The sequence below is a fragment of the Neobacillus drentensis genome (genome assembly GCF_036962125.1).
GTDB lineage: Bacteria > Bacillota > Bacilli > Bacillales > Cytobacillaceae > Neobacillus > Neobacillus drentensis_B.
On sequence record NZ_JBALOA010000005.1, the window covers coordinates 428277 to 453633 of the forward strand.

Below are 25357 nucleotides of genomic sequence, written 5' to 3' on the forward strand. Positions count from 1 at the left end.
TAATTTTAAACCCTGTTTTTCTTATGGCATAGTTGATTAAGACGACATAAAAAAGATGCATTCATCATAGTTATCATCAATAAGAGGTTAAAGAGGTGAAAACATGTTACGCAATGTTGGCAGAAGGTTCATCTTGTTTCTAATCGGAAGTTCGATCTTTGCTACATTTATCGGATATACTTTGTTTAAGGCTGGTCTCATATCATTGCCAGTAACTACGAAATCACAAAGAACACTGAATATTGATCGAAATCGAAATAGAAGAGTTGGTAAAATTCGAGTTACTTAGAGATTTGCTATCGTTATCTAAAATAGATTTAAGTTCAATAAAGGTTTGGGCCTCTTGCACCACAATGTGCTAAAGGCCTAAACCTTTTATATAATTTGTATCTTTACTCCTGTGAACAAAGAGCAGTGAACTAACATTGCTCTATTTTTTAGCAAGAAAACTTGATTACTGTATAAAGGCAAAAACATCAGACTCATTCAAAATTCCGATGGTAAGTTAGCAAATGATAACGCGAAATAGGGCAGATATCTCTGTTGCTTTTGTTAAAATATTTACTTTTATAATTCGAAATATTGACAAATTTCAGGAAGATCCAATAGCGATAACCGTCATATAATTACTGTAAAGAAGGGGGGCTCCGAATCAATTAATTCCTTAAAACTATGAAAGAAGGTGCAAGGAATGTCACTCGCTCACTTTGATGATATTTATGAAATTTGTTGTGGAATGGCGGAAGAGGAAGAAGCGTTAATCAAGGCAAAGCTGGTGAATGAGCGGTTAAATCTTTTGAAAAATCAGCTTCCAGTTGGCCAGCAGTGGTGGGAAGAAGCAATTAGAGAGAGTTTAAACGAAAAAGAAAGAGAGGTATTTTATGTCTAAAAAGAAAAAGAATACTTGGTGAAAATCCCCTGTCTATTCCAAATCAAGGAAGATAGGGGATTTTTTTAGATATAAATTATTAATACCTTCTTGCCCTAGCGTTGGTTTAGTGGGAATTATCCCCTAGAAACCATTGAAGGAATATCTCCACTAAGAAATGAATATATAGGTGGATGAAGAATTTTAAGAAAAATAGGAGGTATCGTATATGTTTTCTCCTAAATCTAGATTTGAAACGATTCATGGTATGGAAGTGCATTTTTCTGAATGGGGAAATCCAACCAATCCAACCATTGTTTGCTGGCACGGCTTAACCCGGAATGGAAGGGATTTTGACAAAATATCAAGCTGTTTGGAAAAAGACTATCATGTTATTTGCCCTGATACGATTGGGCGCGGATGGAGCCAGTGGAGTTCTTTCCCTGAAAAGGATTATTGCTTTGAGGTATACAGCAGCCTTGCCATTGGTCTTTTGGATCGGTTGGAAATTGAACAAGTTCGCTGGATAGGGACTTCCATGGGGGGAGCTATCGGCATGAGAATTGCTGGTACCGCAGAGTGGCAAAAGCGCATCACCTATTTAGTTCTAAATGACATTGGGGCAGGTGCGCTTGAAAATTCGCCTCAAAATATTGAAGGGATTAAGCGGATTATCAGCTATGTGGCAGCTCCCCCGCAATTTAAAACCGTTAGCGAATTAATAACCTATTATCAAACCATTTATGCTACATTCGGTCTTTCAAATGAACAGGAATGGATTGACTTTACCCAGTATTCCTGTAGGAGAAAAGATGGAGGCGGGGTCGGCCCGGATTATGACCCAAACATTGCACTACAATTCCAGCATCTTGAAGATTTAAATCTTTGGAACTATTGGAACGCTATTCAGGCCAGAGTATTACTTATGCGCGGTGAAATCTCCGATGTATTGCCGATCGAAGTAGCTGAGAAAATGAGGGAAAAGCCGAATTGTGAATTGGTCACTATCCCGAAAATAGGTCATGCTCCAGCCCTAAATACCGGGGAGCAAATATCCATTATTGAAGAATTTTTTGTATCATAAACTAAATCACCCCTTGCCCTGCAAGGGGTGATTTAGCTAAATTGATATACATAATCAAAATTTTGGCTACTCTAGAAATGGTCCGTACATACAGTAAAAAAATATTCAGTAAATTAAGGAGGAAAGACTTTGTCAAATTCTAATCATAAAATTGTTCCACATTTATGGTATGACAAGGAGGCAAAAGAAGCAGCTGAGTTTTACGCTTCCATATTTCCAGACTCAAAAATCACGAATGTAACCACAATCCGTAATACTCCATCCGGTGACTCCGAAATCGTCTCTTATGAATTGTGGGGACAGAAATTCATGGCCATAAGCGCAGGGCCCTTTTTCAAAATGAACCCGTCGGTATCTTTTACTGTAAATTTCGACCCTTCGCGTGAAAAAGAAGCGGGTGAAAAATTAATTGAGGTATGGAACAAATTGTCCGATGGTGGCACAGTGTTAATGCCACTTGATAAGTATCCGTTCAGTGAGAGGTTTGGTTGGATTCAGGACAAGTTTGGTTTGTCATGGCAGTTAATCTTAACAAATCCAGAAGGTGAGGAGCGCCCTGCAATTGTGCCATCATTGTTGTTTATCGGGGAACAATGCGGTAATGCCGAAGAGGCAATTCGTTTTTATCTTTCAGTATTTAAGAACGGGGAACAGGGACTTCTCGTCCGCTACCCGAAAGGGATGGAACCAGACAATGAAGGATTAATCATGTTTTCAGATTTCAAGCTTGAAAATCAATGGTTTACCGCTATGGATAGTACGCATGAGCATAGATTCAGTTTTAACGAAGCAATCTCATTTATGGTGTATTGCGACACACAAGAAGAGCTTGATTACTACTGGGAAAAACTCTCTGCGGTTCCGGAAGCCGAGCAATGCGGTTGGCTAAAAGATCAGTTTGGTGTATCCTGGCAGATTGTGCCAAGTGAAATGGACGAGATGATGAGTAAGAGTACGCCTGAGCAACGTGATCGCGTTACGAAAGCATTTCTTAAAATGAAAAAATTTAATTTGGTGGAATTACAGAAAGCATATAAGGGATCATAGAATAGAGCGAACAAAACGCCAATTTATATCACCCTGTGTGTAAATTAGTAGAAATTGTGTTAAAATGAAATTCCTTGGCAGGGGCAACAAGAGAATAAGAAGGAAGCAAGGGTCCAGTAGATTCCTTGCTTTTTTTACTTTCTAAACTCATTTAATCTTTCATAAGTTTCATGCAGAAAATCATAAAACAAGGCTTCGGTTGGAAGAAGTTTGAGTTGGGTCGGGTAAATGACACCGACTGAACGGCAGAAGATACTCGCGTTGCCTTGTTTGTAACTTCTGTTTGGTTTATTTTACTAATTGCTATATACAAGATGGGGAATTTGAAGGCAAACTATGTAGATCAAGTCTGTCAGGAAAAGAAGAAAGCAGAAAATTAAGAGGTAACTCAGAAATGTCTAATTTCTCATTTTTGTTACCGCTTTCAAAAAAGCTTGACTTGGATTCCTATAACAATTAATCTGAAAATAATAAAAAAATAGAGCGGATGACGGTTGTGGGAGAGTGCAATTTTTACACGCCACCGAAGGAGCAAGTTCCAAAAAAACCCTTGGAATTAATCTCTCAGGTAGATGGAACCACAGCGGGACGCAACTCTGGAGAGCGCGTAATAGTTATGCCACCAAAGGGGAATGTTCGTAACAGAACTAAACTCTCAGGTAAAAGGACAGAGAAGGGAAATGAAGCTTCATGCTTCCCCTTCTTCTGTCCTTTTTGCGTGCAAAAAAGAAGATTAGGAGATCAAATTTTCCAGTCTGAAGCATAAAGGGGAGCTTGAACGATATTTCAAGGAGGAGTTTACATGAGTTTACAACAAAATGATCAAACCATTTTTGAGACGATTAAAAAGGAGTAGAACAAGTTTTGTAGTTGGGGATAGCTTTCCACAAGTGCATGTGCTATTCAAATCGATTAATTGTATAGAGTAGCCTAAAAACTATAAAGGAAAGTTTCAGCAGTTTACTACCAAGTTTTCCAGTAAATATATATGAAAAGGAGAAACCGAACATGACAAAAGAATATGATGTCGTTATTATTGGTGGGGGAACAGGTGGATACGTGGCCGCCATTCGTGCTTCTCAATTAGGTTTAAAAGCGGCTGTAATTGAAAAAGGAAAAATCGGTGGAACTTGCCTTCATGCTGGTTGTATTCCGAGTAAGGCCCTATTAAGAAGTGCAGAAGTATTCGCTCAAACAAAGCATGCAGATAAGTATGGTGTAATTGCCCCTGTAGTTGGTCTTAATTTTTCAAAAGTACAAGCCCGGAAAGAAGAAATTACGGATCGACTATATAAAGGTGTCCAACATTTGATGAAAAAAGGAAAGATTGATGTTTATGATGGAAAGGGAATTATTACACAGACAAAAGATGTGTTAGTCGAATTGAATAATGGTGAAGGGGAAGTCACCTTAAACTCCAAAAATATTTTAATTGCCACCGGCTCCCGGCCAAGAACACTTCCTGGCCTAGAAGTGGATAAGAAGTATGTGATGACTTCGGATGAAGCGCTAAAAATGGAGAAACTTCCGGGTTCTATCATTATTATTGGCGGCGGTGTAATTGGAATTGAATGGGCATCGATGCTTTCGGACTTCGGCGTCCAAGTTACCGTAATTGAATACGCAGATCGCATTTTACCTACAGAGGATAAAGATATTTCAAAGGAAGTCCAGCGGTTAATGAAGAAAAAAGGAGTAAAAATCGTTACTGGAGCAAAAGTGCTTCCAGAAACGCTTGAAAAAGGTGAGTGTGTTTCCATTAGGGCGGAACATAAAGGTAAAGAAACACCTTTTTCTGCAGACAAACTTTTAGTATCCGTAGGGCGATCTCCAAACACAGAAGGATTTGGCCTTGAAAAAACGGCCGTTGAACTCAATTCCATTTTTATTAAAACCAATGAGTTCTACCAAACAAATGAATCGAACATTTACGCAATTGGTGATGTTATTGGTGGCTTGCAGCTTGCCCATGCTGCCTCACATGAAGGAATCATTGCTGTTGAACATATGGCAGGTACAACTCCAAAAGTGCTTGATTCAAACCTTATTGCAAGATGTACATATTGCAGCCCAGAAGTAGCGAGTGTCGGACTGACAGAAGAAGCGGCAAAGGGAAAGGGATATCTAGTGAAAGTTGGCAAATTCTCATTCCGAGCGATTGGAAAGGCATTGGTTTTTGGTGAATCAGACGGATTTGTCAAATTGGTTGTTGAAGAAGGAACGAATATGCTTTTAGGAGCGCATATGGTAGGTCCCCATGTAACGGATATGATTACGGAGGCAGGACTTGCTTGTGTACTGAATGCAACAGCCATGGATATTGCCCATACAATCCACCCACACCCAACATTAGCCGAAGCCATTGGTGAAGCAGCCCTAGCCGTGTATGGTCAGGAAATTCATGCCTAACCTGTTGAATGAAGGATCAATTATTGAACAGGATGTTCAGCGTGAAGTATGGTGGGTTAGGCATAAAAAAATAATTGTTTCTGAACAACCGTTGGCATGAACATACAATGTTCATGCTTTTTTTATTATTATGAAAAGGCTCAATCATTATATTAGAAAATTTCTTTTACCACCATTTACTCAACTAGTTTATAATTAAAGGATGTCTAAATGGGATAGTAATAGTCTAACCCTATGAAACTAAGAAGATTTAAGTAGGTGAATACCATCGACATCATTGAAACAAGGGTGAGAGGTTTTATAGCTGATATTCAACACCCTAAACAAAAAAAGAAAATAAATATTAACGATTTAGAACTTCAGTTGCGGAAGCTTTTGGATGATTATTTTGAAATGGATGGATATTCGTTGTTTTATTGTGCCATTGATACATTGAAAGCAGAAGGACAACTAATACCAATCCTAAATAATCAATTCAATGGAAGAACACCTTCTCTATCATTATATTATTGGGTAAATATAAAAGTTCAGGAAAACCAATGGGATCGTCTTGAAATGATGAAATTAGGGGATCAGTTTGATTTTTCCTTTTATGAACGGCATCCTGAATGGCAAACGGAAGATGAGTGGAATCGAATTCAGAATGTCTATACCTTTCTAAAGTCCAGTCAGGAACGGGAGATCGTGTCAGTCGAAGAGAGAAGTCTGGAGCTTTTTGGACATGAAAAATTCTTACTCGACAGTGATAGCTTTCCGGATGGAAAAGGATTTTTAGCTAGAATTGGCATCCGAGAAGACCAACTTAAAATGGTGAACTATGGCGAGCCATTTGTTTTTTGGATAAAACAAGGAAAAGAAATGAAAGATATTCAGAGAGTGTTAATTGTCGAGAATCTATCTTTCTTTCATACTTCCATTAAGTTATTGGAAGCAAATCAACTCGACTATGAACCGGAACTGATTATTTATGGTGAAGGAACGAAAATTGAACGGAGCTTCTCCTTTTTCTTCAGAATGTTTCCACCCAAATCCTATCTTTTCTATTATGCAGGTGACCTTGATGCTGCAGGTTACGGAATCCTCACTCGGCTTATTGAAAAATATCCAGATTGCTGTATTCAGCCTGCCTTAAAGATTTACCGAAAGATGCTCGAATGTCTAAAACAAAAAAATGACCAGAAACAAGGTCAAACACAGAACCTTAAATACCGGGATTTATTCTTTCAATGGTTTACGGAAGACGAGCAAGCGCAATTACAACATTTATGGCAGGAAAATAAGCGGATTGCACAAGAAGTGTTAACAATCGAAACATGGAGGCGATGGATGTGAACGAATCATGGGAAGGATTTGCCCAGCGGATGCAACGATTAAATCCATTGTTTGAACTTGGCAGGGGAATGGAAGTAGGTGAACTGAAACCTCATATCCAAACCATTCTCATGCAAGTGCTCCTCACCATCTTTTATCGAGAATTAAATGATGATGATCACAGGCGTAAATCCGATATCAAATATATAGTGGAAGATTCCATTAAGCAAATGAAGCTCTTAGCAGACGATAAGCAAATTGAACGAATTACAAGTGGGCTTTTATATCAGGGGAAGGAAGAGTACAGTAAACCTTTTGAAGCCCTATATTATGATGAAATTAGACAATCATGGGAAACGCAGACCTACCGATATGTCACCATGGATGAATTATATACGAACTTAGAAATAGGCGGATCCATTGTTTATAAACTCACGGATGTCTCACAGGAAATGATTTTTATGAGCAGGGAAATGGCAGAGGAATTCTCCATTACGATAGAACAACTCTATAGTATGCAGTTGATTAAAAACGGTAATTTTCGCAAAGCCACAAGAAACCTCGATCACCTCATTTCACGAGTAAACCGCTTAATGGCAAATGAATTCACCTTTCAAAAAGAAATGATCAACAATCCCAAAATCTTATTAGTGGAAGAGGAATGGCAAAGGGCCGACAATCGGATTGAAATTGAAAAGCAATTTGAAGAAGAAAAAAATCACTTCCGTACTATTACAAGTATGATAGAAAAGACCAAACGCAGGAATGAAGAAGATGATTTTATGCAGAAAGAATTGATTCTTCTGCAAGAAAAAATTGGCCACACAAGACAATTACATGATCGATTTGCGAAGCTTGTCATCCAAAATATTTCCTATGAGATGAAATTAAAGGCGGAAAACCCTTCCTTGTTTTGGGAAAACAGTCTCGTTTCCTTTCGAGAGCATTTTTATGAAAACTGGTTCATGAAGGAAGGGGTCAAGAATTTCGAGACGATCGAAGGTGTCCTTTCTCCGTTATTTTCACCGAAAAATGAATTTATTCTGCCGCTCGATTGGATTTGGGGAGAACAAGAATTTGATGAAATACAACTAACAGAACTCATAATCGAAGAAGAGGCTGAAGAAAGTATTTCTCGTTTGCGCGTGACGAACTGGAACTCCGTTATAAAAGCATGGAGTTATGTTTTTCAATTTTTACAAACTAACGGAGAGTTCTCGTTAGCAGATTTGGTTGAGTTGCCACTCGAAGTACAGGATTTATGGTTTGAAGAGTCTGAAACGATTGAATTGTGGATGATGTTCGATAAAAAACCGTTGAAGGTTCAAGTGCTGCATCGAAAGGAAGAATCCTTAACCGATGAGAGGGAAATTCTTCTTTATAAGTTAATGAAGGAATATCCGCAATTTCAAGTCTTCGAAGGCTTAAAGATTTATACCATGTTTGACCATCGCGCGGAGCCGCATCTATGGTATCAAATGAAAATTACCCCGTTTAAAATATGTGTTCAGGAGGAGAAGAGATGAATGCAGAAACGATTAAAAGAGCATCAGCTATATATTTTACTCTATTAAAAGATAAAGTCATCGATGAAAATAGCGAATACTTTCAGACGTATTTTGAGCCGGAAGTGAGACAGACTGTTCTTTTATTAGCAGATGAATCAGGTACATATATCATTGAATCGCCTAAACGAATCCACTTAGTTGTTCAGCCAACCGGTTCTGTGTTTGCTACGAATTTTACCCATATGAAAGAAAAGCATCGGCAAATTGAAACAAAAAAACACTTTCATTTGATTAGCGTTGTTATTATGTCTTTTTTAGCCGCCATAGATCGAAACCAGGCTGCAAAAATCCGCACAAAGCGGGAAGGGATTAGTTACTATGCATTAGAGCGCCAAGTCAATGACTTAATGCTGAAATGGGAGAGCCTTCTTAAAGTTGAACCGACCTTCGGAGAAGAAGAACGGATTGATATGAAGGAAGTTGTTACCACATGGAAATACATGGAGGTTGACACAGATGATTATGGAAGTAAAAAAGGCAATCGACGGACCCGAATTGGTTTAATTGCCAGCGCTATGCGCTTATTAGAGACGGAGGGGCTAATTGTCATTCTTGATCGGGACGAAATAGCTAAGGTTATTCCTAGAAATGAGCTTTTTGAGCGAATTGAATACTTGTATCACGATTATGATCGGTATGAAGTGTTTAAAAAATTAATGACTACGGAGGAGGATATGCATGCCGAAAATCCATCGAATTAGAATTGTCGGCCTCAAGTATGATGGCATGCAAAAGCAATATAAAGACACCACGTTTAATTTCCATAATAATGAGACTTCAACAAATGGGCTCATTGCCATGATGAATGGGGGTGGGAAAGGTGTATTTCTCCAGACGATTTTCCAAATACTCAAACCTGGAACTTCGTGGGGCAAACAAAATAACCGTTATTATCAGCAGTTTTTCTTTAACAATAAAGAGCAATTTATTCCCTATACCTTTCATGTTCTTATACAGTGGGAATTAGATGGGGCGGACAGTCGGCATTTGGTAACGGGCGGAATGTTCTCAGCTGAGCAGCGGATCTCGATGAATGAAGAAGGTGGACATGAAGGAAAACCATTGGAACAGGAAGCAAAGATCCTCCCTATTTACACCTTTTATACAAGAGAGTTTGAACGGAAAGAAGAGGCCTCGCTAGAGCATATTCCCCTATATGAAGATGGTGAGGTTGCTGAAACGGAGAGCTTGAAGGACTATCTAAAATGGAATGGATATGACGTTTACAGAGATCCGAAGAAGCACTATCGTATCCTTGATACATACGGAATTAATCGTAAAGACTGGGATATTATGAAGGACATTAACAAGGATGAAGGCGGCGTTGGAAAATATTTTGAGGGGGCTGAGGATGATCATTCTCTCTTCCAAAAACGAATCATTCCTACCGTAAGTCAAGTGTTGCATCGAACCGAACATCAAAAGAATGACCTTGTGGAGATTTTTAAGAGCCAGGCTAGTATTGCGAAGGACCTGCCTGTTCTCTTGAAAAGAGAGCAAGCCCATAAAGAGTTTTTAGAAGATATTGTTCCATTTGAAGAGCACCTGGTAAAAGGAGTAGAACATAAAGAAATTGTATATGCAAGTATACAAACCGGTAGACAGCTGCTTGGTGCCCTAGAACACTTGAAGCAATCGGAAGAGGAAACGCTGCAAGAATTAGAGAAAAATTTGGAAAAATTAGCTGTTAGACAGGCGGATTTACGCTTTCAAAAAGATAATTTAGAGTTTGCGAAAGCTCACAGAGAGGTCATGAATTGGGATAAGAAATTAGTGGAAGAAAAGGAGAAACATACTTCCTTACAGGCAATCGTTAATGAGAAACAGGAACGAAAAGCACAACTGGACTTTCAGCTGTTATTAAAAGAGTGGAGTGAAAACGAACAAACTATTCGCTCTCTTTCACAGCAGATCGCGACATTGGAACAAAATAGTGGCTTAGAGCAAGTGAATCAACGAATGGAAGAAATTAAACAAGAAGCTAGAAAGCAATGGGAGCAATCCTATCTACTGATTCAAGACGGTGTTAAACAGTATGTGGGTTATCAAAAGTTCTTACATAAAAAAGCATCAGGGCTGTTGCAGCAGGATAAACAAAAGACAAAAGAAATGGCTCAACTTAGTACGGAGATTGATTTTCTTTATACACAAATGCATACGTTTGAGTCGAAGGAAGCAGCACTTATCCAAGAATTTGGCGATCGCTTAACCTATGACTTAAAGGGCTTGATCGAAAGTCTTTTGAAACAAATTGAAGATAAACAGGCTGGATTAGTCGAGTTGCAAGCAAAGGATCAAGAATCTAGCGAAAAGCAAAATCAACTTGCCACTTCACATGGGACGCTTGTCCAATCGATTCAGTTTTCAGAGGAAAAATGTGAAGACTTAAACCAAGCAAATGAAGAGCAAAAGCAAAAAGAGGCAAAACTGTTAGATAAGCTTCTTGGTTTACTAGAAGATGTCACGGCACCTTTTACTCACTCTCTCTTATCGAAGTATGCGTTACAACTAGAAGAAATACTTGACAATAACCGCCAACAAGCTGAACAAATAAAAAAGGAACTTTGGGAAACACAACTCGACCACTCCTTAAACGATGAGCCCTTCTGGATTGCAAATAAAGACGTGAAGGAATTAAAGGAATGGATCGATGAGAAGACTGGGATTGATGTATTTTATGGAACCCAATTTCTCCAATCATTAAGTCCAGCAGAAATGGCTCATACACTTATGACATATCCGCTCCTCCCATACGGGTTGGTCGTAAGCGGGCAGCAATGGCAAAAAATTAATCAGCAGGTTCTTACAGGTAGGATGTTTAAAAGTCCTGTACCTATTTTCATGCGTGAGGAAATGAACAGTGAAAATCAGCAGCCAACCTTTGTAATTATTAACGGAACCGAGAAAGAACTATTAAGTGATAAAAATCAATTCACCAGCTGGAAAATAACGATTACAAAACAAATAGACGAAAAGAAAGATACTCTTCTTGAAATTGAAAAGACAGAAATCTCCTTGCGTCGTATTTTAAAAGAAATGGACCGGTTTTTATCAAGTGAGCTTTCTAGTGATATCGAAAAAGCTCTTAATCAGGAACAGAACGCTTTACTTTCTAAAAAGACACAATTGCAGGAAATTAAAACACAAGAAGAAAAAGAAAAAGAATTACAGCTAGGATTAAAAGAACAACTAGAAAAGACAAAAGGTAAGATCGAGAGACTTACAAGAAATGTAGAAAGATTAAAGGAGTTTGATCAAGAAAAAACTCTTCACCATGAAAATAAACGGGTAAAATTAGAGAAAGAAAAGCTAAAGGAAGCCTTAGGAGTTCAGCAGCAAGAAATAGGGACGGAGCATCAGAATACCGTTGACCTGCAAAACCAGTGGAATCAAACGTATGTGGAATGGAAGCTTACTACTGAGCAAAATATAAAGGAAATCCGGTTCTTTATAGAAGAAGCAGCTTTTCCTGCTGATGAAAAATCAGATCTATGTGAAGAGGTCCCACATCTTTCAATGCATTTACTACAAGAGATAAATGGCAGTACGAAAGAGTTAAAACAGCTTCAAAAGTCAAAAGAAGAGCAGGCTAGAGAATTACTTGTTCTTCAAGCAAAAAGAGAAACCGAACAAAAGCAGCAAAAGAAATTAGAGAGAAAACTCACAACCCATGATCAGGACTGGAATGAAGCAGCAGAACCAGATGAACCTCTAAGTATATTAGAAACGATGCTGCAAACTGCTCAGAAGGAAGCGAAGACAGCAGAAAAAGAAGAACGGGAACAAGGAACGGCTGTAACAGTAGCGGAAACGTCCTTAAAGCATGCGGTTGAACAGCGTGATAAGTCAGGAAAGAAAGTCGAGAAACATGAAAAACAGCCTGAACAGTGGGAAGACCTTGACTTAGAAGTAAAGGAAGTAGAAATTAAAGACCAAACGAAATTAGCCAAAGAAGAAGTAAAACAGGCTGAGAAACGCCAAAAAGAAACGGACACCAAAATTACGGGTTATGAAGGCGATTTATTAACACTTTCCGTTATCTTAAAAGAGGAAGCTGCAGTATTTACGAATGATGATCTCGAAAGAATTAAGAGTCAAGGAAAAGCATGCATCCTATCCTGGTGTGAAGAACATCAAGCGATTCAGGAAGAGGGCCAAGAAAAACATGCGAAAATTGACCAGTCGTTAAGGAATGTAAAGCTCACGATTGAAGGTAAAGATTGGGAGATTCGTTTTAAAAATGAAGTGTTAACGACACTAGACCATTTGGATACAAGGCATTATATGCATATCCAGACCATCGTTAAAAATATGAAACGTTTCTCACAAAGTGGATTGGAACAATTAGAACGCGACAAAGAAAGGGCAGAAAAGGCTCAAAACTTCTGGGCCAGCCGTGCCAGCATGAAGGTGATGAGCATTGCAGAGGCCATTCGTTCCATGGTTTCGAAAATGAAACTAAAAAATGAACGGGGATCCTTCCCGCTCGTCCAGCTCAAAGAAGATATCTTACCTAAAAAGGCCGAAGATATCGAACCACTGCTAAAGCAACACTTTGTAACTGCGATTAACAAAATCACCAAACAATTTGATATGATTGATGATACTAATCGATTATTAGATGAAGAAATAAAACAACTCATCAGTGATGAGCAAATTTTATTTGTCTCACTCCGAAATCGATACCCTGAGCTGCTCGTCTATAATATGCGAACAGATAATGCCTTTATGTATGGGAAACCGCAAAAAGAACATTATTCAACCTGGCAGACGATTAATCAGGGGTCTAAGACGAAATCAGATGGCAGCGGCGGACAGAAATTATCAGCCCGAATGGTGATGATGATGATGTTATTATCCGTTAAAAGTGAAACCGATCAAAGCTGGGTTCCTTTAGTCTGTGATAATCCATTCGGCCAAGCGGCATCTGCACATGTCCTTGACCCGATCTTCGCAGTCGCTGAGAAACTGAAGTTCCAATTCATCGTTGTTACTCCGCCTGAATTAGTGAAAACGGAAATCAGCCAAAGATTTGATGCTTATTATAAATTAGACTTCATTCGTGAAAAAGGAAAAGAAATTGTTTCAGATACGATTGTTCCAGCATTTCGGATTTATCAAGGGGCTGAAGCAACTTAGGTATGATGTAATAGAGAATCTAAAGAAAAAATCTCACTTTCTGTTTAGGAGGTGGGATTTTTTTGTACCAGAAACATCGATTGAGAACGAAGAAAAGACCATATTCATGCGAAATGCAATCCGCTTCAAATCGATTTTCTTGTTGAATATTCGACAAGCCAGTCAGATACTGGAATTCGTTTATTATTGTTTCGTTCGCAGTTCATTCTCTCCTGTTTTTCCTCCATCCTGCCCTGTAACGCTGCTGGAAGACCATTTTTTTCAAATGAAAATACTGCAATTTTATCAATAGAAGGAGGATAAGGATATTTTCTAATGTGGCTTTTCAGCTTCGCCATTACCTTTTCATAATCCATTGCAGAACATAATTGGAACCATTGCTGAACCGTCTCGTCCTTGCATATGCAGTTGGAATAAACTGATTCGATTAATATTAACAGTTCAACAACCTCTTCTTTGGTCATCGAGATTCCTCCAGTAAGAAAATTTTACCTTCCTGATATCAGCTGTTTCCTTAAGGTAACATGGACTTTTTTTAGGCATTTTGTCTGCTTCCCACTTACCTCAAATATCTAGTATGGTCAGAATAACGTATTCACAATACAACATGCTGCTAATTGGTTATAGTAATATTATATATTTTTGTAAAGGAGAAATTTAACTCTAAAGGAGGCTCAACATGGGAGAATTACCTGAAGATATCATTCCCTTACCCCAAAAATTTTACGAACAGCCGACACTTGACTTAGCTAAGGCTTTGCTCGGATGTCTCCTCGTTAAGGAAACTAGTGAGGGGGTGGCTGCAGGATATATTGTTGAAACAGAGGCATACATTGGTCCGGGAGATATGGCTGCACATAGCTATAATAATAGGAGAACAGCAAGAACAGAAATCATGTTCCAACGTTCTGGACTTACCTATACATATTTAATGCATACGCACTGCCTTTTCAATGTTGTTAGCGGCGGGGAAGAAAATCCTGAAGCCGTTTTAATTCGAGCTCTAGAACCTCGGTTTGGTATTGAATACATGAAAAACAAAAGAGGCATTGAAGACTTGCCAAGCTTGACAAACGGTCCGGGAAAACTGACAAAAGCATTGGGTATTACCATCGAGGATTATGGACACCCGCTGACAGATCCTCCACTATATCTTGCCACAGGTTTCAGTCCAGAAAGCATATCTGTTGGGAAAAGGATTGGAATAGATAAGTCGGGTGAAGCGAGGGACTATTTATGGCGATTCTGGATTACGGATAATAAATATGTTTCCAGACATCAAAAGTCAGAATATGTATACAAAGTAAAAAGGACTTAACTCATTGGTTAAGTCCCTATATGAATGGATTCGTTTAATCTCTTTATAATAAAATATTTTTCCTTTCTCAAAGTTTATTCTATCGAAAAGGATTATCTATTTAATCCTTATGATTCGATTTTACTAGTATGAAGTTTTTTTCAAAGTGATATGTCTTCCTTAACACCTCCCGCTCATAAAAATGGTTTGGTTCTGATCACCTGGACCGATAAAATCTAATGCGGCAGGAGAAAAGACTGTAACTTTTCTTTTCACGCCCTCAAACAGGATTCGGATTGATTTGATAACTACGATATCCTGAAAGACATGGCCTCCTGAGAAAATCTCCTTGTTGGCTCTCTCCCTAAGGACAACGCTACTTTTTTTCGTAACCGTTTTAGTCGTAACACGCTCCTTCGATTCATTGATCATTTGCAAGGTTCCAGTCTCGGTTTGAGCAACTTCTGTTTTCATTGAAGCGACTGTTCCAACTTCACGTTTATTTAACAACAAAATGAAGTCGTAGCCATAATCTGTTTTCCTTTGAACAATCTCAACTTCATCAGTAATAATTGTGACGAAATCTACGGATTCATTCATATGTGAGTTTTGAGAGTCTTCCTTTTGTTTTACCACTCGATAAAAGGCCTTCGCACCAATTCCTTCATCTGTAAAGTCAAACGGTTTAATACTTTGTGTGCGGACAAAATAGAGTTGATGTACCTTTTTTTTGCTGTTTAATTGGACACACAAGGCAACATCTTCTTTCACCGCCTTTCCCTCACCGCTCGAAAGCATTGGGACATTCATTTTCATTCCTGGAAATTGAACGAAGATGTAGCTAAAGTTTCTTTTAGGATGAAGATCTGAAAGTCTCACAAACTCACAACCTTTCTGGTTTGTTACAAGATTATTTTCCTGTAGGTATAGAATTCCATATTGTCCGCCTCTTTCCTTTATTTGTATGATGAGTTTTCATCGTCACTTTCTTCTGAAATACGATGGTTCCCCCTATTTGTAGAGTAATTATGAGTAAATCTTCTATCGAATCATGTAAATCAAAAAAATCTACACTCTAAAACGACAATTTCTAGACTATTCGCTCAATTGTGTTAAAATAAAATTTATATATTTTTAATTCACTTAGAATCTTCTGTTTTAAAAGCAACTTTTCTTTACAATAACGATAGTAAAATTATTAATAAACTTGGAGGCGGCCATGAACTTTGTTAGTACACGCGGTAAGGTAAATAACATTGGTTTTATTGAAACAGTTTTAATGGGATTGGCAAACGATGGGGGATTATTAGTCCCTGAAAAGATTCCGCAAATTCCAGCGGAAAAGTTAGAAGCATTGTCAAAGCTAACTTATCAAGAATTAGCTTTCGAAATCTTTTCTTATTTTGTTGAAGGTGAAATACCAGAAAATGAGTTAAAGGAATTAATCGAGAAAAGCTATTCAACATTCCGCCACCCAGAGGTCACACCTGTAAAAAAGGTAAAGGATAACATGTTTGTCCTCGAACTATTCCATGGTCCGACCTTTGCTTTTAAAGACATTGCTCTGCAATTCTTAGGGAATTTATATTCCTATGTTTCCAAGAAAACAGGGGAAACGATTCATATTCTCGGGGCAACATCAGGTGATACCGGCGCATCCGCGATAGAGGGTGTGAGAGGAAAAGAAGGAATTCGCATTTGTATTTTGCATCCGCATGGCAAAGTAAGTAAGGTCCAGGAATTACAAATGACGACTATTGATGACCAAAGTGTACTGAATTTAGCTATAAAAGGGACGTTTGATGATGGTCAAAGAATCATTAAGGAATTGTTTGCAGATGTAGAGCTAAAAAACAAATATCATCTGCGTGCGATAAATTCCATTAACTTTGTTCGTATTTTGGCGCAAACCGTTTATTATTTCTACGCTTATTTCCAAGTTGCAAAAGAGAACGAAGGAAAAAATGTTAACTTCAGTGTGCCAACTGGGAATTTCGGAGATATCTTTGCTGGCTATCTTGCAAAGAAAATGGGACTTCCTGTTGGTAAACTAATCGTTGCAACTAATGAGAATAATATTTTGGAAGGTTTTATCCGGGATGGTATCTATAAGCCAGGTGAATTCCAAAGCACCTACAGCCCGTCGATGGATATTCAAGTGGCCAGTAATTTTGAACGGTATTTGTACTACCTACTCAAAGAAGATTCAAAGGCAGTGTCAGAATTAATGGAGAATTTCAAATCAGAGGGGAAAATTGTCGTGAACACGGAACATCTTCTCCAAGTGAAAAAGGATTTTGCTGCTCATGGAGTGGTTGGGGAGGAATGCCTGCAAACCATCAGCAAGTACTACGAAGATACCAATTATTTGTTAGATCCACATACTGCTTGTGGAGTCGCTGCCTATGAACAATGTAATGATTCTCATGAGGTTTGTGTCACACTTGCAACCGCTCACCCAGCAAAATTTAATGAGTCCATCGAACGCTGTGAAATTAAGCAGTCATTCCCTGAGCAAATAAATGAATTGTTCAATAAACCACAGTTTCTAGAGGTTATAGAAGCGGATAAGAATGAAGTGGTCCATCAATTAGAAACGTTGTTTCGTTTTTCAGCTAACTGAACTCTAATTATTTTAATAGAAAAGGCAACTACACTGAGGAGAGATTGTCCCTCAAAAGGTAGTTGCCTTTCTCATTTTTTAGAGGAAATGTTATATATTGGGATATTCATTTTCAGTATTATCTTCCGCCCTAAATCGAATCTCTTTCAATTTCTGATATTGTTCATTAGGCCACCATGCACCACAATCATCTGATACCACACATGCTGCACATTTTTGCAGATCGTAGACCATCATGCCAGTAATGGGAGGGGAATACAGATGGAGAGTAACCATATCGGTATTCTTGAAAGCCTTCATTTTATGGATGCCCTTTTTCGGAGCATAAAAATATTTTCCTTTACGATGGATTTCATGAAACAATTCATTAGGCAGTCCGTCACCTTTTATCTCATAAACCGAGTTAATGGAAGTGCCAGACACGACTTGTATCCAGCCGTGGGAATTTCCATGATCATGCGGAGCGCACTCCAATTGGGACCAATTCATGACAAGTAGTTCAACTTCTTCGTTTTTAAAGAGAAGCTTCCGGTTGTACGGTTTTCCAGGGGATGGTTCTGGTAAGAGTGCAAGGTCATCTAATGTGAGACCCAGTTTTAATAGCGCGGCTTTCAACTCGGTTTTAGATGGACTTTTTAAAGCACCTAAAATATTCTGTAGCTTCATTGTCAAAGTCATAAAACTGTCCTCCTACCGTCGTTTCTTCTTGATGAGGTTGACCATCATAGGCATAAGCTGACCGTTAACAATAATCACTCCAATTATAATTATGATTCCCCCAGCAACACTTATGAGAAAAACTTTTTCATCTAGGAGTAAAACCGCAGTTATCAACGTTGCGACCGGCTCCATGTATAGAAACATTGAAACCTTCGAAGCCTCTAACACCTCAAGTGCCTTTCCCCAGTACCAATAAGCAATTCCCGAAACAAAAACCCCAAGAAACAACAAATGGGCCCACTCGGAATAGTTCAGAAGGGAAAGTGAGACCCAGCCTTTATTTCTAATAATTAAAGGTGTGGTTAGAATCAAACCTATTAAACTCATATAAAACGTGATTAAGAGTGGAGAATATGGAATCTTTAAGCTTTTTAAGAGCACTGAATAAACCGCCCAATTCAACGTGCTCAACATCATAAGAAGGAATCCTATATTAATGGAAAACTGAAAGGATTGTCCCATTCTTGTCGTTGTTACGATTAATACACCCGTTATCGCGAGCACCATTCCCAATGCCTTTGAAAGACTCAACTTTTCATGTAAAAAGAGAATGGAAAGGATGACCGTAAAGATGGGGGAAAATGAAATGAGCCAACCAGCAGATGAAGCGTTAATCGTCAGCAAAGCTGTCGCTTGAAGTATCTGATGAACAAATACCCCAAGGATGCCGAGGATCATTAAATGGGGGATATATTTAATGGAGACGAGTAGCCGCTTACGCTGCATGAGTAATAGCAACAGCAAAAATAAGGATCCAATACCAAATCGCACAACGAGTAACGAATATGGATCTAATTTTCCTAACACAGCCTTCGTCGATACAAAGGAAATTCCCCAAAAACTGATCGATATGGTTGCATACACCGAGGCTGTGAACTTCGATTTATAATAGGTCAAAAAAGAACATCCCTTCCAGCAAAAAGGTAGTTACTACATCATATGCTTGTCCCGGAAGATGATACGTATACCTTTGGTATTAGAACCTGGAAAATGTATCATCTGTAGGATTCCTTTTGAAATATGGACATAAAGAGTTTTTATCTGACTTATAATAAAAAATTTTCTGCTTTGTTCATAAGCAACGGGATTGAAGAATAACATCAAAATAGTGTGTGGATAATTATGTGGGAGGAATAAACATGATTGATATCTTTGAGGAAAAAGCTAGATTAGAACACCTTTTTTGGCTACAAATATTAGGTGATCATTCAAGGTTTATATACGAGTCGTTAGCCCCCGTTCAAAAAGAGGAAATTGAAAAGGCCCTAACTTTTATTCGAGTATTTGACACACTGTTGGAGCGTGCGAAATCCGCAGAATTGGGGCCATTAACAAGCGAAGCTCAATCCGAAGTTATTAAATTACGAGAATTTAAATTGGATTTATTAAGAAAACATCTGATTGGAAAAATAAAAATTCACCTTTCACCCACTTTCATAAATCATATGGTAAATGAGTTAGAGGAGTATTTAAGGATTTTAGAACACTTAAAGGCTGGGCAAGTCCCACCTGTTTACCATGAGCTCCACCATCACCTTTTGTGGTTATTAGATGCAGCGGGGCATGCAGAGGGAATTTCCACCAATTTAGATGGTGTTGAAAAGAAATTGAGAGAGAAAAGTGTTGCATTTAGAAAAAAATTTGAAAATTTTTATTTAAAAGCTGTTGAACTTGCAGGGTATTTAAGAACCAATTTAGCTTCTTTCCCTGCTTTGGATAAAATGAATTTAGACAGTCAATTAGAAATTAAGTTATTTCAAAACTTTTTACAGGAAATCGAGGAGCTTCGTCTAAGTAAGCAAGCATTAGGAACCTTCGCACCATTAATGGCGGATCATATGTACCGTGAAGAATGTTATTATCTTATGAAGTTAGCAGAATCTGCAAAACTTGACCCACCAAATTGTAATCCTGCTAAACCTCGACTTAAAGAATAAGAAACTGATCTTCCATAAAAAGTGAGGAGTGGTACAAAAAAATCACTCCTTTTTGCTTATATTTGGTATTTGGATTGAAATTATAAAATCATTACAGCCTCCTAATTTTTAAGAACATTGGACTAGGTTTTTTCCATACTCTATTGTATCAATACATGAGGGTGTTTATTTTGAGAAGTAAAAGGGAAATTCAAGGTCAACCACAACCAATGATTGGTCAAGCATGGACCGGTAGACATGTCATCTTGCTACACTGTACAAACAATAACCAATTCATCAATCTTTATAAAAGTTACCATGCTCCATTTGAGCCTCCACGTCAAAATTGTGCAGAAACGTTGTCACAATTATTAAGTATCGGTTATCGTATTATGGCGATTACTCCTATCTCAGCCAATCATATTCAATATTTTTTAGTCCTTGGGGATTAAGGCGAAAAATGGACCCATTACGTTTGTAGTGGGTCTTTGTTTTCTTCAAGATTTAGATTTTGAATATTATTTGTTGACAAAGTGATTGAATACTACTAAAATTAGAAATTATTTAACAATAATGTAGTTTGTGAATTTAAATGATTGGTAAATAACATTCATAAGTGGGAGATTTAACCCTTTGGTTCTTCAAGATAAAATTTAATAATAAGCGAGCTATGATTGCTATGGGTCAAACTATAGCAGGAGCAGCTTCTGGAGAGACCGCAGGAAATCTGCGGCGCCGAAGGGTTCACAATCTCAGGCAAAAGGACAGAAGAGTACGTATTTTATTTGTTATTCTAATAATTGAGTAATAAATATTATTTGTTATTCTTATGACCGTGAGATTGGAGCTGATCCAGTCTCTTTTTTTATGGTATTTAACCTTCTGTTCATCACTTCACAACTCAAACTTGACAAAAATAAGGAGGAAATGAAAATGGCACAACAAGAATTAAAACGAGATTTAAAAAATCGGCACGTACAACTGATTGCGATTGGCGGTACGATTGGGACAGGTTTATTCCTTGGTTCAGGAAGAGCGATCCAGTTAGCAGGACCATCTATCATTTTTGCTTATTTAATCGTTGGTATTGCTTGTTTTTTTGTGATGAGGGCACTCGGGGAACTTCTTTTATCGAATGCGAGGTATAAATCTTTCACGGATTTTGCAGAAGAGTATATTGGACCTTGGGCAGGTTTTGTGACAGGATGGACCTATTGGTTTTGTTGGATCATGACTGCCATGGCTGATATTATTGCTATCGGGGTATATGTGCAATATTGGTTCGATATCCCTCAATGGATACCTGCTTTAATCTGTTTAATTCTATTATTGGGGTTAAATTTACTAACCGTAAAGCTATTTGGGGAGTTAGAGTTTTGGTTTGCAATCATCAAAGTCATTACCATTCTAGCATTAATCGTAATAGGGATCATCTTATTGGTTATTGGATTTCAAACCGATTCAGGGACGGTTACAGTCAAAAATCTTTGGGGACACGGTGGTCTTTTTCCAAATGGAATATCAGGTTTCTTTTTATCTTTTCAAATGGTTGTCTTTGCATTTGTGGGTGTTGAATTAGTTGGTGTCTCCGCAGCGGAAACATCCAATCCACGAAAAAATATTCCATCTGCCATTAATAAGATCCCGCTGCGAATTTTATTTTTCTATGTGGGAGCCCTTTTCATTCTTTTATGCATCAATCCTTGGACAGAACTGAATGCAGCTAATAGTCCATTTGTTAAGACATTTAGCTTAGTAGGTATTCCAATTGCTGCAGGAATTATCAATTTTGTTGTTCTAACATCAGCGGCATCAGCATGTAACAGTGGATTATTTTCAACCAGCCGAATCTTGTTTAATTTAAGTGGTAACAAACAGGGACCTGCTAAATTTGCCCAATTAAATAAAAACCATGTACCAAGTAACGCATTATTTATTTCCACCCTTGTTCTTTCAGCTGGTGCTCTTTTAAGTAAACTAATTCCAGAACAAGCCTTTGGAATCGTAACCACGATCAGTGCAATTTGTTTTATCTGGGTTTGGAGCATCATATTAATTTGTCATTTGCGCTACCGGAAATCACGTCCTGATTTACATGAAAAATCAATTTTTAAAGCACCGTTTGCACCGTTTATCAATTATGTCGTCCTAACTTTATTTGCATTTATTCTAATTATTATGTTATATGCCGAAGCAACTCGTGCCGCTTTATTATTAACTCCAGTTTGGTTCATTCTTTTATTCATTTTTTATTCATTTAAAAAGAAAAAGGGTGTCAGACTAACGGCTCAAAACATACACTCTTCATAATGATGTTTTTTAGATAGTGAGGAGTGTGTGTTATGAAGTTTGAGATGCAAAAGGCTAATTTGCTTGCTGAAAATATCAACGGGTTTATAACATATGTTCAAAAAAGTCATGTTAATAAAAACAGCAACAGGTTTACTCCGGATAAGTTGTATCAAATAAAACTACTAATTGAAGAGTATAAATTTCAGATCCTTGCAGATGAATTGATTAGAATTAATAAGTTTGATTGGGATGAGAAGTATACGTATTATTTAGTGGATCAATTTAAAGAAGGGCTCAAGATTATTGAGGAATACGTAAAAAATAGCTATGATGAATTATTTCTGTTAACGTCCAGACTATACACCTTAAAAAGTATCAGTGAGTCATTTAGTAAGGGGAATAATACGAAGCCTCTTCGCTCAAAAAGATTTGACTAGTTATTTCTTATTGTCACATAAAAACTATCACACAGAGGTTACAAATCACTTTTGATTTGTGCCTCTTTTTATTTGGAATGAATGAAAACTCTCTTATCATCTTAATCTTGGATTATAGGAATATAGTAAACTATCTTAATAAAGTGAACTAAATATCTAAATTACTGCTTGCAAATATCTATATTTACATTTTAAAGAAAAAACAAAAGTCACAAATTATTCACCCTTTAAAGTATAATATTGATTGATTACGAATTTAATTCTCTACCTTATATTTCAGGATTCAGATTATTAATAGATATGAAAGGTAACAATGATGAGTATAATCAAGGATTTTTTGCTGCAACTAACGCTTATGGTAATACCCATATTTATTTACTATACCTTTATTACGGAGTGGGTAAAGAGTAGTAAAAATAGAAATGTAATCATGTCAATTTTGTGGGGAATATCCATATTATTTTGCATGTCCTTTCCAGTGGATTTCGGTCAAAATGCTCGTATAGAGTTAAGAATAATTCCTCTCTTATTAGGGACCCTTTACGGGGGAGTTTGGCCCGGTTTCTTCCTATCAGCTCTTATCATCCTTTATCGACTTTATTTTGGGATTAACCTAGGATTTTATAATACTGTATTTGTCTTATTATTCTCACTGCCTGTGATCTTGTTTTTTCAGAAAACGTTTGTAAGTTCGAAAATAGATAAAAGGGTTAAAATTGCAGTGGGTCTAGCCTTTTACTACTGTCTTATTGGCCTTACTATTTTTGGTATACTAAGAGGGTTTTCTTTAGATTATCTGAAGGTTCAGATCGTTCATCTTATCTTCGCGGTGGTAGTTACTTTGTTCTTTACTTTCTTAACTGAGTCAATCAGGGTGATTCACCAATTGCGATTAGAAATGGAAAACTCGGAGAAATTACGAGTAATTAGTGAGTTAACAAGTGTTTTCGCTCATGAAATTAGAAATCCAATGCAAGTGACGCGTGGCTTTCTGCAACTTCTAAATGAGCCGGATTTGCCTAGTAAAAAGAAGGAATATATCCAATTATCCATTGAGGAGCTTGATCGCGCCAATGAAATTATCAATGATTTCTTAACTTTTGGAAAACCTACTGTCAATCATCTTGAAAGAATTAATGTTGGAAATCAGTTGCAGCGTGTAGTAAACATTATTCAAGGCTACTCCCTGAAGCATAATGTTGCGATTACTACTGATTTTTATGAAGACTGTTGGATTTATGCTAATCCTCAAAAATTAAACCAGTCATTGATTAATATTTTGAAAAATGCTGTAGAGTCTATGCCTAATGGTGGAATGGTTTGGATTAGATGTACTCCAACTGATGATGGAAATATAAAGATTAGCATAAAGGACCAAGGAATCGGTATGACAAAAGAACAAATTGCTAGGCTAGGATCTCCGTTTTATTCTTTAAAAGAAAGTGGGACAGGATTAGGAATGATGGTAAGTTATCAAATTGTCCGTTCTTTCAAAGGTAAAATACAAGTGAACAGTGCAAAGGGGATGGGGACAGAATTTATTATTCTCCTACCCCGGATAACCTAAGTAAGAAAACATATGATAGGCATCCACATAAAGATATTTTTGTTCTAGTGTTTCATATTACAAGACTTGATTTTTGTTTATTAATATCTAAAAGCGGAGAAACCCTTTATCGATATGGGGCTTTTCCGCTTTTTGGTGTTATTGAATATTTATGAGCTTCCTTGTTCTTATTTTTATGGAAATAACAGGGAATATCTAGTAATTTCTTTCAATGACAAAATGAGCCCTATCACCACGATAGATTGTTTTTGAATATTCAATGATTGAGCCATCAAGAAGGTAGGCAAACGTATCAAGCGCAAAGCAAGGGTCACCGATACTGATATGAAGTTTGTCAGCGGCCTCCTGATCGGCAATAAACAATTCGAGGGCTTCAACAGTCTTGTTTATTTTTAAACCAAATTGAGTTTCCAAAAGCTTATATAATGAATTTTCACAACCATGTTTATTTAAAGCCGGGGTTTTATACCAAGGTAAATAAGCTGTTTCAAACTGGATTGGTTCTTCATTAACAAAACGGACCCTTTCGAGTGCATTAACCGGTTCTCCTTCTTGAATCTTTAATTGCTCACTAAGATACTCATCGGCAGGGATCACTTCTAATTGCAGGACTTTAATTGAGGGTTTCTTTCCCTGCATGGAAATTTGACTCGAAAAGTGGTCCACTGTCGTGGTTAATATTTGTTTTACTTTGTTTGTGGACACAAAGGTTCCACTTCCCCGTTTACGATAGACATAACCTTCCATTGTTAGTTGCTGTAAGGCAGTTCGTACGGTTGTCCTGCTTACTCCATATTTCTCGCAAAATTCAGCCTCCGTGGGCAACTGGGAATCCGGTTTATATTCACCATCATTAATCAATTGTATGATTGCATCCTTTACCTTTAGGTGTAGAGCACTTCCATCTTTCGCTTCTTCTATCATAATGGGCTTCCCCCCTCCATACTTATAGAGTATCAAAAAAAAGCTCCTAAATGTACTGTAAAAAATACAATCCTTAAATTTGTAATAACAAATTTAAGGATTGATAACAAATAAATAAAAATTGTATTGAAAATATTCTGAATTGTAATTACAAT

Annotated in this window: 21 protein-coding genes, 2 pseudogenes and 2 riboswitches; of the genes and pseudogenes, 18 read left to right on the plus strand and 5 right to left on the minus strand. The window is 37.5% G+C overall.

Going from position 1 to position 25357, the window contains the following annotated elements; all coding sequences use genetic code 11:
* Positions 1-103: 103 nt before the first annotated feature.
* The 10 genes and pseudogenes from V7121_RS06445 (at position 104) to V7121_RS06485 (ending at position 13426) form a co-directional block, all read left to right on the plus strand.
* Complete coding sequence (locus V7121_RS06445; RefSeq protein WP_335495174.1) at positions 104-289, plus strand: hypothetical protein; 186 nt, start codon at positions 104-106, stop codon at positions 287-289.
* Positions 290-691: 402 nt separating this feature from the next.
* Positions 692-889: a hypothetical protein gene (locus tag V7121_RS06450; protein ID WP_335495173.1), complete on the plus strand. Its 198-nt coding sequence runs from the start codon at positions 692-694 to the stop codon at positions 887-889.
* Between the two features lie 208 nt (positions 890-1097).
* The gene (locus tag V7121_RS06455) at positions 1098-1952 is read left to right on the plus strand and encodes an alpha/beta fold hydrolase (RefSeq protein ID WP_335546060.1); all 855 of its coding nucleotides are present in this window, start codon (positions 1098-1100) and stop codon (positions 1950-1952) included.
* Positions 1953-2081: 129 nt separating this feature from the next.
* Entirely contained in the window at positions 2082-2999 is a 918-nt protein-coding gene (locus V7121_RS06460) for a VOC family protein (RefSeq protein ID WP_335546062.1), read from the plus strand.
* Positions 3000-3244: 245 nt separating this feature from the next.
* Positions 3245-3379 (plus strand): annotated as a pseudogene (locus V7121_RS24905) (hypothetical protein); the annotation flags it as partial.
* Between the two features lie 206 nt (positions 3380-3585).
* Positions 3586-3680: riboswitch (glycine riboswitch) on the plus strand.
* Positions 3681-4007: 327 nt separating this feature from the next.
* Entirely contained in the window at positions 4008-5408 is a 1401-nt protein-coding gene (gene lpdA, locus V7121_RS06465) for a dihydrolipoyl dehydrogenase (protein WP_335546064.1), read from the plus strand.
* A gap of 258 nt (positions 5409-5666) precedes the next feature.
* Positions 5667-6740 (plus strand): Wadjet anti-phage system protein JetD domain-containing protein, encoded by a 1074-nt coding sequence (locus tag V7121_RS06470; protein ID WP_335495167.1) that lies wholly within the window; start codon positions 5667-5669, stop codon positions 6738-6740.
* Complete coding sequence (locus tag V7121_RS06475; RefSeq protein ID WP_335495522.1) at positions 6731-8245, plus strand: hypothetical protein; 1515 nt, start codon at positions 6731-6733, stop codon at positions 8243-8245. Before V7121_RS06470 ends, V7121_RS06475 begins: the two co-directional genes overlap by 10 nt.
* The gene (locus V7121_RS06480) at positions 8242-8988 is read left to right on the plus strand and encodes a DUF6063 family protein (protein WP_335546066.1); all 747 of its coding nucleotides are present in this window, start codon (positions 8242-8244) and stop codon (positions 8986-8988) included. Before V7121_RS06475 ends, V7121_RS06480 begins: the two co-directional genes overlap by 4 nt.
* Complete coding sequence (locus tag V7121_RS06485; protein WP_335495163.1) at positions 8966-13426, plus strand: hypothetical protein; 4461 nt, start codon at positions 8966-8968, stop codon at positions 13424-13426. The genes V7121_RS06480 and V7121_RS06485 overlap by 23 nt, the downstream gene beginning before the upstream one ends.
* 125 nt (positions 13427-13551) lie before the next feature.
* Here the strand turns inward: V7121_RS06485 and V7121_RS06490 are convergent, their stop codons facing one another.
* Entirely contained in the window at positions 13552-13890 is a 339-nt protein-coding gene (locus V7121_RS06490; RefSeq protein ID WP_335495162.1) for a hypothetical protein, read from the minus strand.
* Positions 13891-14105: 215 nt separating this feature from the next.
* Here V7121_RS06490 and V7121_RS06495 point away from each other — a divergent pair, with 215 nt between their 5' ends.
* Positions 14106-14744, plus strand: coding sequence for a DNA-3-methyladenine glycosylase (locus tag V7121_RS06495; protein WP_335495160.1), 639 nt, complete (start codon positions 14106-14108; stop codon positions 14742-14744).
* Between the two features lie 159 nt (positions 14745-14903).
* On the opposite strand, the gene V7121_RS06500 is transcribed toward V7121_RS06495, so the two are convergent.
* Positions 14904-15602 carry a hypothetical protein gene (locus V7121_RS06500; protein ID WP_335495158.1) on the minus strand — a complete coding sequence of 233 codons (699 nt, stop codon included), beginning with the start codon at positions 15600-15602 and terminating at the stop codon, positions 14904-14906.
* Positions 15603-15942: 340 nt separating this feature from the next.
* Here V7121_RS06500 and thrC point away from each other — a divergent pair, with 340 nt between their 5' ends.
* A complete protein-coding gene (thrC, locus tag V7121_RS06505) occupies positions 15943-17346 on the plus strand; it encodes a threonine synthase (RefSeq protein ID WP_335546068.1) in 1404 nt (467 codons plus the stop codon).
* A 90-nt stretch (positions 17347-17436) separates the two neighbouring features.
* On the opposite strand, the gene V7121_RS06510 is transcribed toward thrC, so the two are convergent.
* Together V7121_RS06510 and V7121_RS06515 are read right to left on the minus strand one after the other, a co-directional pair.
* Entirely contained in the window at positions 17437-18024 is a 588-nt protein-coding gene (locus tag V7121_RS06510; RefSeq protein ID WP_335546070.1) for a cysteine dioxygenase, read from the minus strand.
* 12 nt (positions 18025-18036) lie between these two features.
* Positions 18037-18963 (minus strand): DMT family transporter, encoded by a 927-nt coding sequence (locus V7121_RS06515; protein WP_335546072.1) that lies wholly within the window; start codon positions 18961-18963, stop codon positions 18037-18039.
* 242 nt (positions 18964-19205) lie between these two features.
* On the opposite strand from V7121_RS06515, the gene V7121_RS06520 reads away from it, so the two are divergent.
* The 6 genes and pseudogenes from V7121_RS06520 (at position 19206) to V7121_RS06540 (ending at position 24278) form a co-directional block, all read left to right on the plus strand.
* The gene (locus tag V7121_RS06520; protein WP_335495150.1) at positions 19206-20003 is read left to right on the plus strand and encodes a DUF2935 domain-containing protein; all 798 of its coding nucleotides are present in this window, start codon (positions 19206-19208) and stop codon (positions 20001-20003) included.
* A gap of 170 nt (positions 20004-20173) precedes the next feature.
* Positions 20174-20434: a hypothetical protein gene (locus tag V7121_RS06525; protein WP_335546074.1), complete on the plus strand. Its 261-nt coding sequence runs from the start codon at positions 20174-20176 to the stop codon at positions 20432-20434.
* Positions 20435-20679: 245 nt separating this feature from the next.
* Positions 20680-20760, plus strand: a riboswitch (glycine riboswitch).
* Between the two features lie 155 nt (positions 20761-20915).
* A complete protein-coding gene (locus tag V7121_RS06530) occupies positions 20916-22292 on the plus strand; it encodes an amino acid permease (protein WP_335546076.1) in 1377 nt (458 codons plus the stop codon).
* Between the two features lie 32 nt (positions 22293-22324).
* The gene (locus V7121_RS06535) at positions 22325-22711 is read left to right on the plus strand and encodes a hypothetical protein (RefSeq protein ID WP_335495147.1); all 387 of its coding nucleotides are present in this window, start codon (positions 22325-22327) and stop codon (positions 22709-22711) included.
* A gap of 355 nt (positions 22712-23066) precedes the next feature.
* Positions 23067-23306, plus strand: a pseudogene (locus tag V7121_RS24910) (LytS/YhcK type 5TM receptor domain-containing protein); the annotation flags it as partial.
* A 291-nt stretch (positions 23307-23597) separates the two neighbouring features.
* On the plus strand, positions 23598-24278 hold the full coding sequence (locus V7121_RS06540) for a HAMP domain-containing sensor histidine kinase (RefSeq protein ID WP_335546078.1): 681 nt from the start codon (positions 23598-23600) through the stop codon (positions 24276-24278).
* Between the two features lie 195 nt (positions 24279-24473).
* Here the strand turns inward: V7121_RS06540 and V7121_RS06545 are convergent, their stop codons facing one another.
* Positions 24474-25202, minus strand: coding sequence for a GntR family transcriptional regulator (locus V7121_RS06545; RefSeq protein ID WP_335498667.1), 729 nt, complete (start codon positions 25200-25202; stop codon positions 24474-24476).
* Positions 25203-25357 lie beyond the last annotated feature (155 nt).

What these genes read in the sequence shown, in the direction of transcription:
- V7121_RS06530 (WP_335546076.1), top strand. Translation starts at nt 20,916, where the DNA reads ATGGCACAACAAGAATTAAAACGAGATTTAAAAAATCGGCACGTACAA.
- V7121_RS06450 (WP_335495173.1), top strand. Translation starts at nt 692, where the DNA reads ATGTCACTCGCTCACTTTGATGATATTTATGAAATTTGTTGTGGAATG.
- V7121_RS06480 (WP_335546066.1), top strand. Translation starts at nt 8,242, where the DNA reads ATGAATGCAGAAACGATTAAAAGAGCATCAGCTATATATTTTACTCTA.
- V7121_RS06485 (WP_335495163.1), top strand. Translation starts at nt 8,966, where the DNA reads ATGCCGAAAATCCATCGAATTAGAATTGTCGGCCTCAAGTATGATGGC.
- V7121_RS06490 (WP_335495162.1), bottom strand. Translation starts at nt 13,890, where the DNA reads ATGACCAAAGAAGAGGTTGTTGAACTGTTAATATTAATCGAATCAGTT.
- V7121_RS06495 (WP_335495160.1), top strand. Translation starts at nt 14,106, where the DNA reads ATGGGAGAATTACCTGAAGATATCATTCCCTTACCCCAAAAATTTTAC.
- V7121_RS06545 (WP_335498667.1), bottom strand. Translation starts at nt 25,202, where the DNA reads ATGATAGAAGAAGCGAAAGATGGAAGTGCTCTACACCTAAAGGTAAAG.
- lpdA (WP_335546064.1), top strand. Translation starts at nt 4,008, where the DNA reads ATGACAAAAGAATATGATGTCGTTATTATTGGTGGGGGAACAGGTGGA.
- V7121_RS06445 (WP_335495174.1), top strand. Translation starts at nt 104, where the DNA reads ATGTTACGCAATGTTGGCAGAAGGTTCATCTTGTTTCTAATCGGAAGT.
- V7121_RS06535 (WP_335495147.1), top strand. Translation starts at nt 22,325, where the DNA reads ATGAAGTTTGAGATGCAAAAGGCTAATTTGCTTGCTGAAAATATCAAC.
- V7121_RS06510 (WP_335546070.1), bottom strand. Translation starts at nt 18,024, where the DNA reads ATGACTTTGACAATGAAGCTACAGAATATTTTAGGTGCTTTAAAAAGT.
- V7121_RS06520 (WP_335495150.1), top strand. Translation starts at nt 19,206, where the DNA reads ATGATTGATATCTTTGAGGAAAAAGCTAGATTAGAACACCTTTTTTGG.
- V7121_RS06455 (WP_335546060.1), top strand. Translation starts at nt 1,098, where the DNA reads ATGTTTTCTCCTAAATCTAGATTTGAAACGATTCATGGTATGGAAGTG.
- thrC (WP_335546068.1), top strand. Translation starts at nt 15,943, where the DNA reads ATGAACTTTGTTAGTACACGCGGTAAGGTAAATAACATTGGTTTTATT.
- V7121_RS06475 (WP_335495522.1), top strand. Translation starts at nt 6,731, where the DNA reads ATGGATGTGAACGAATCATGGGAAGGATTTGCCCAGCGGATGCAACGA.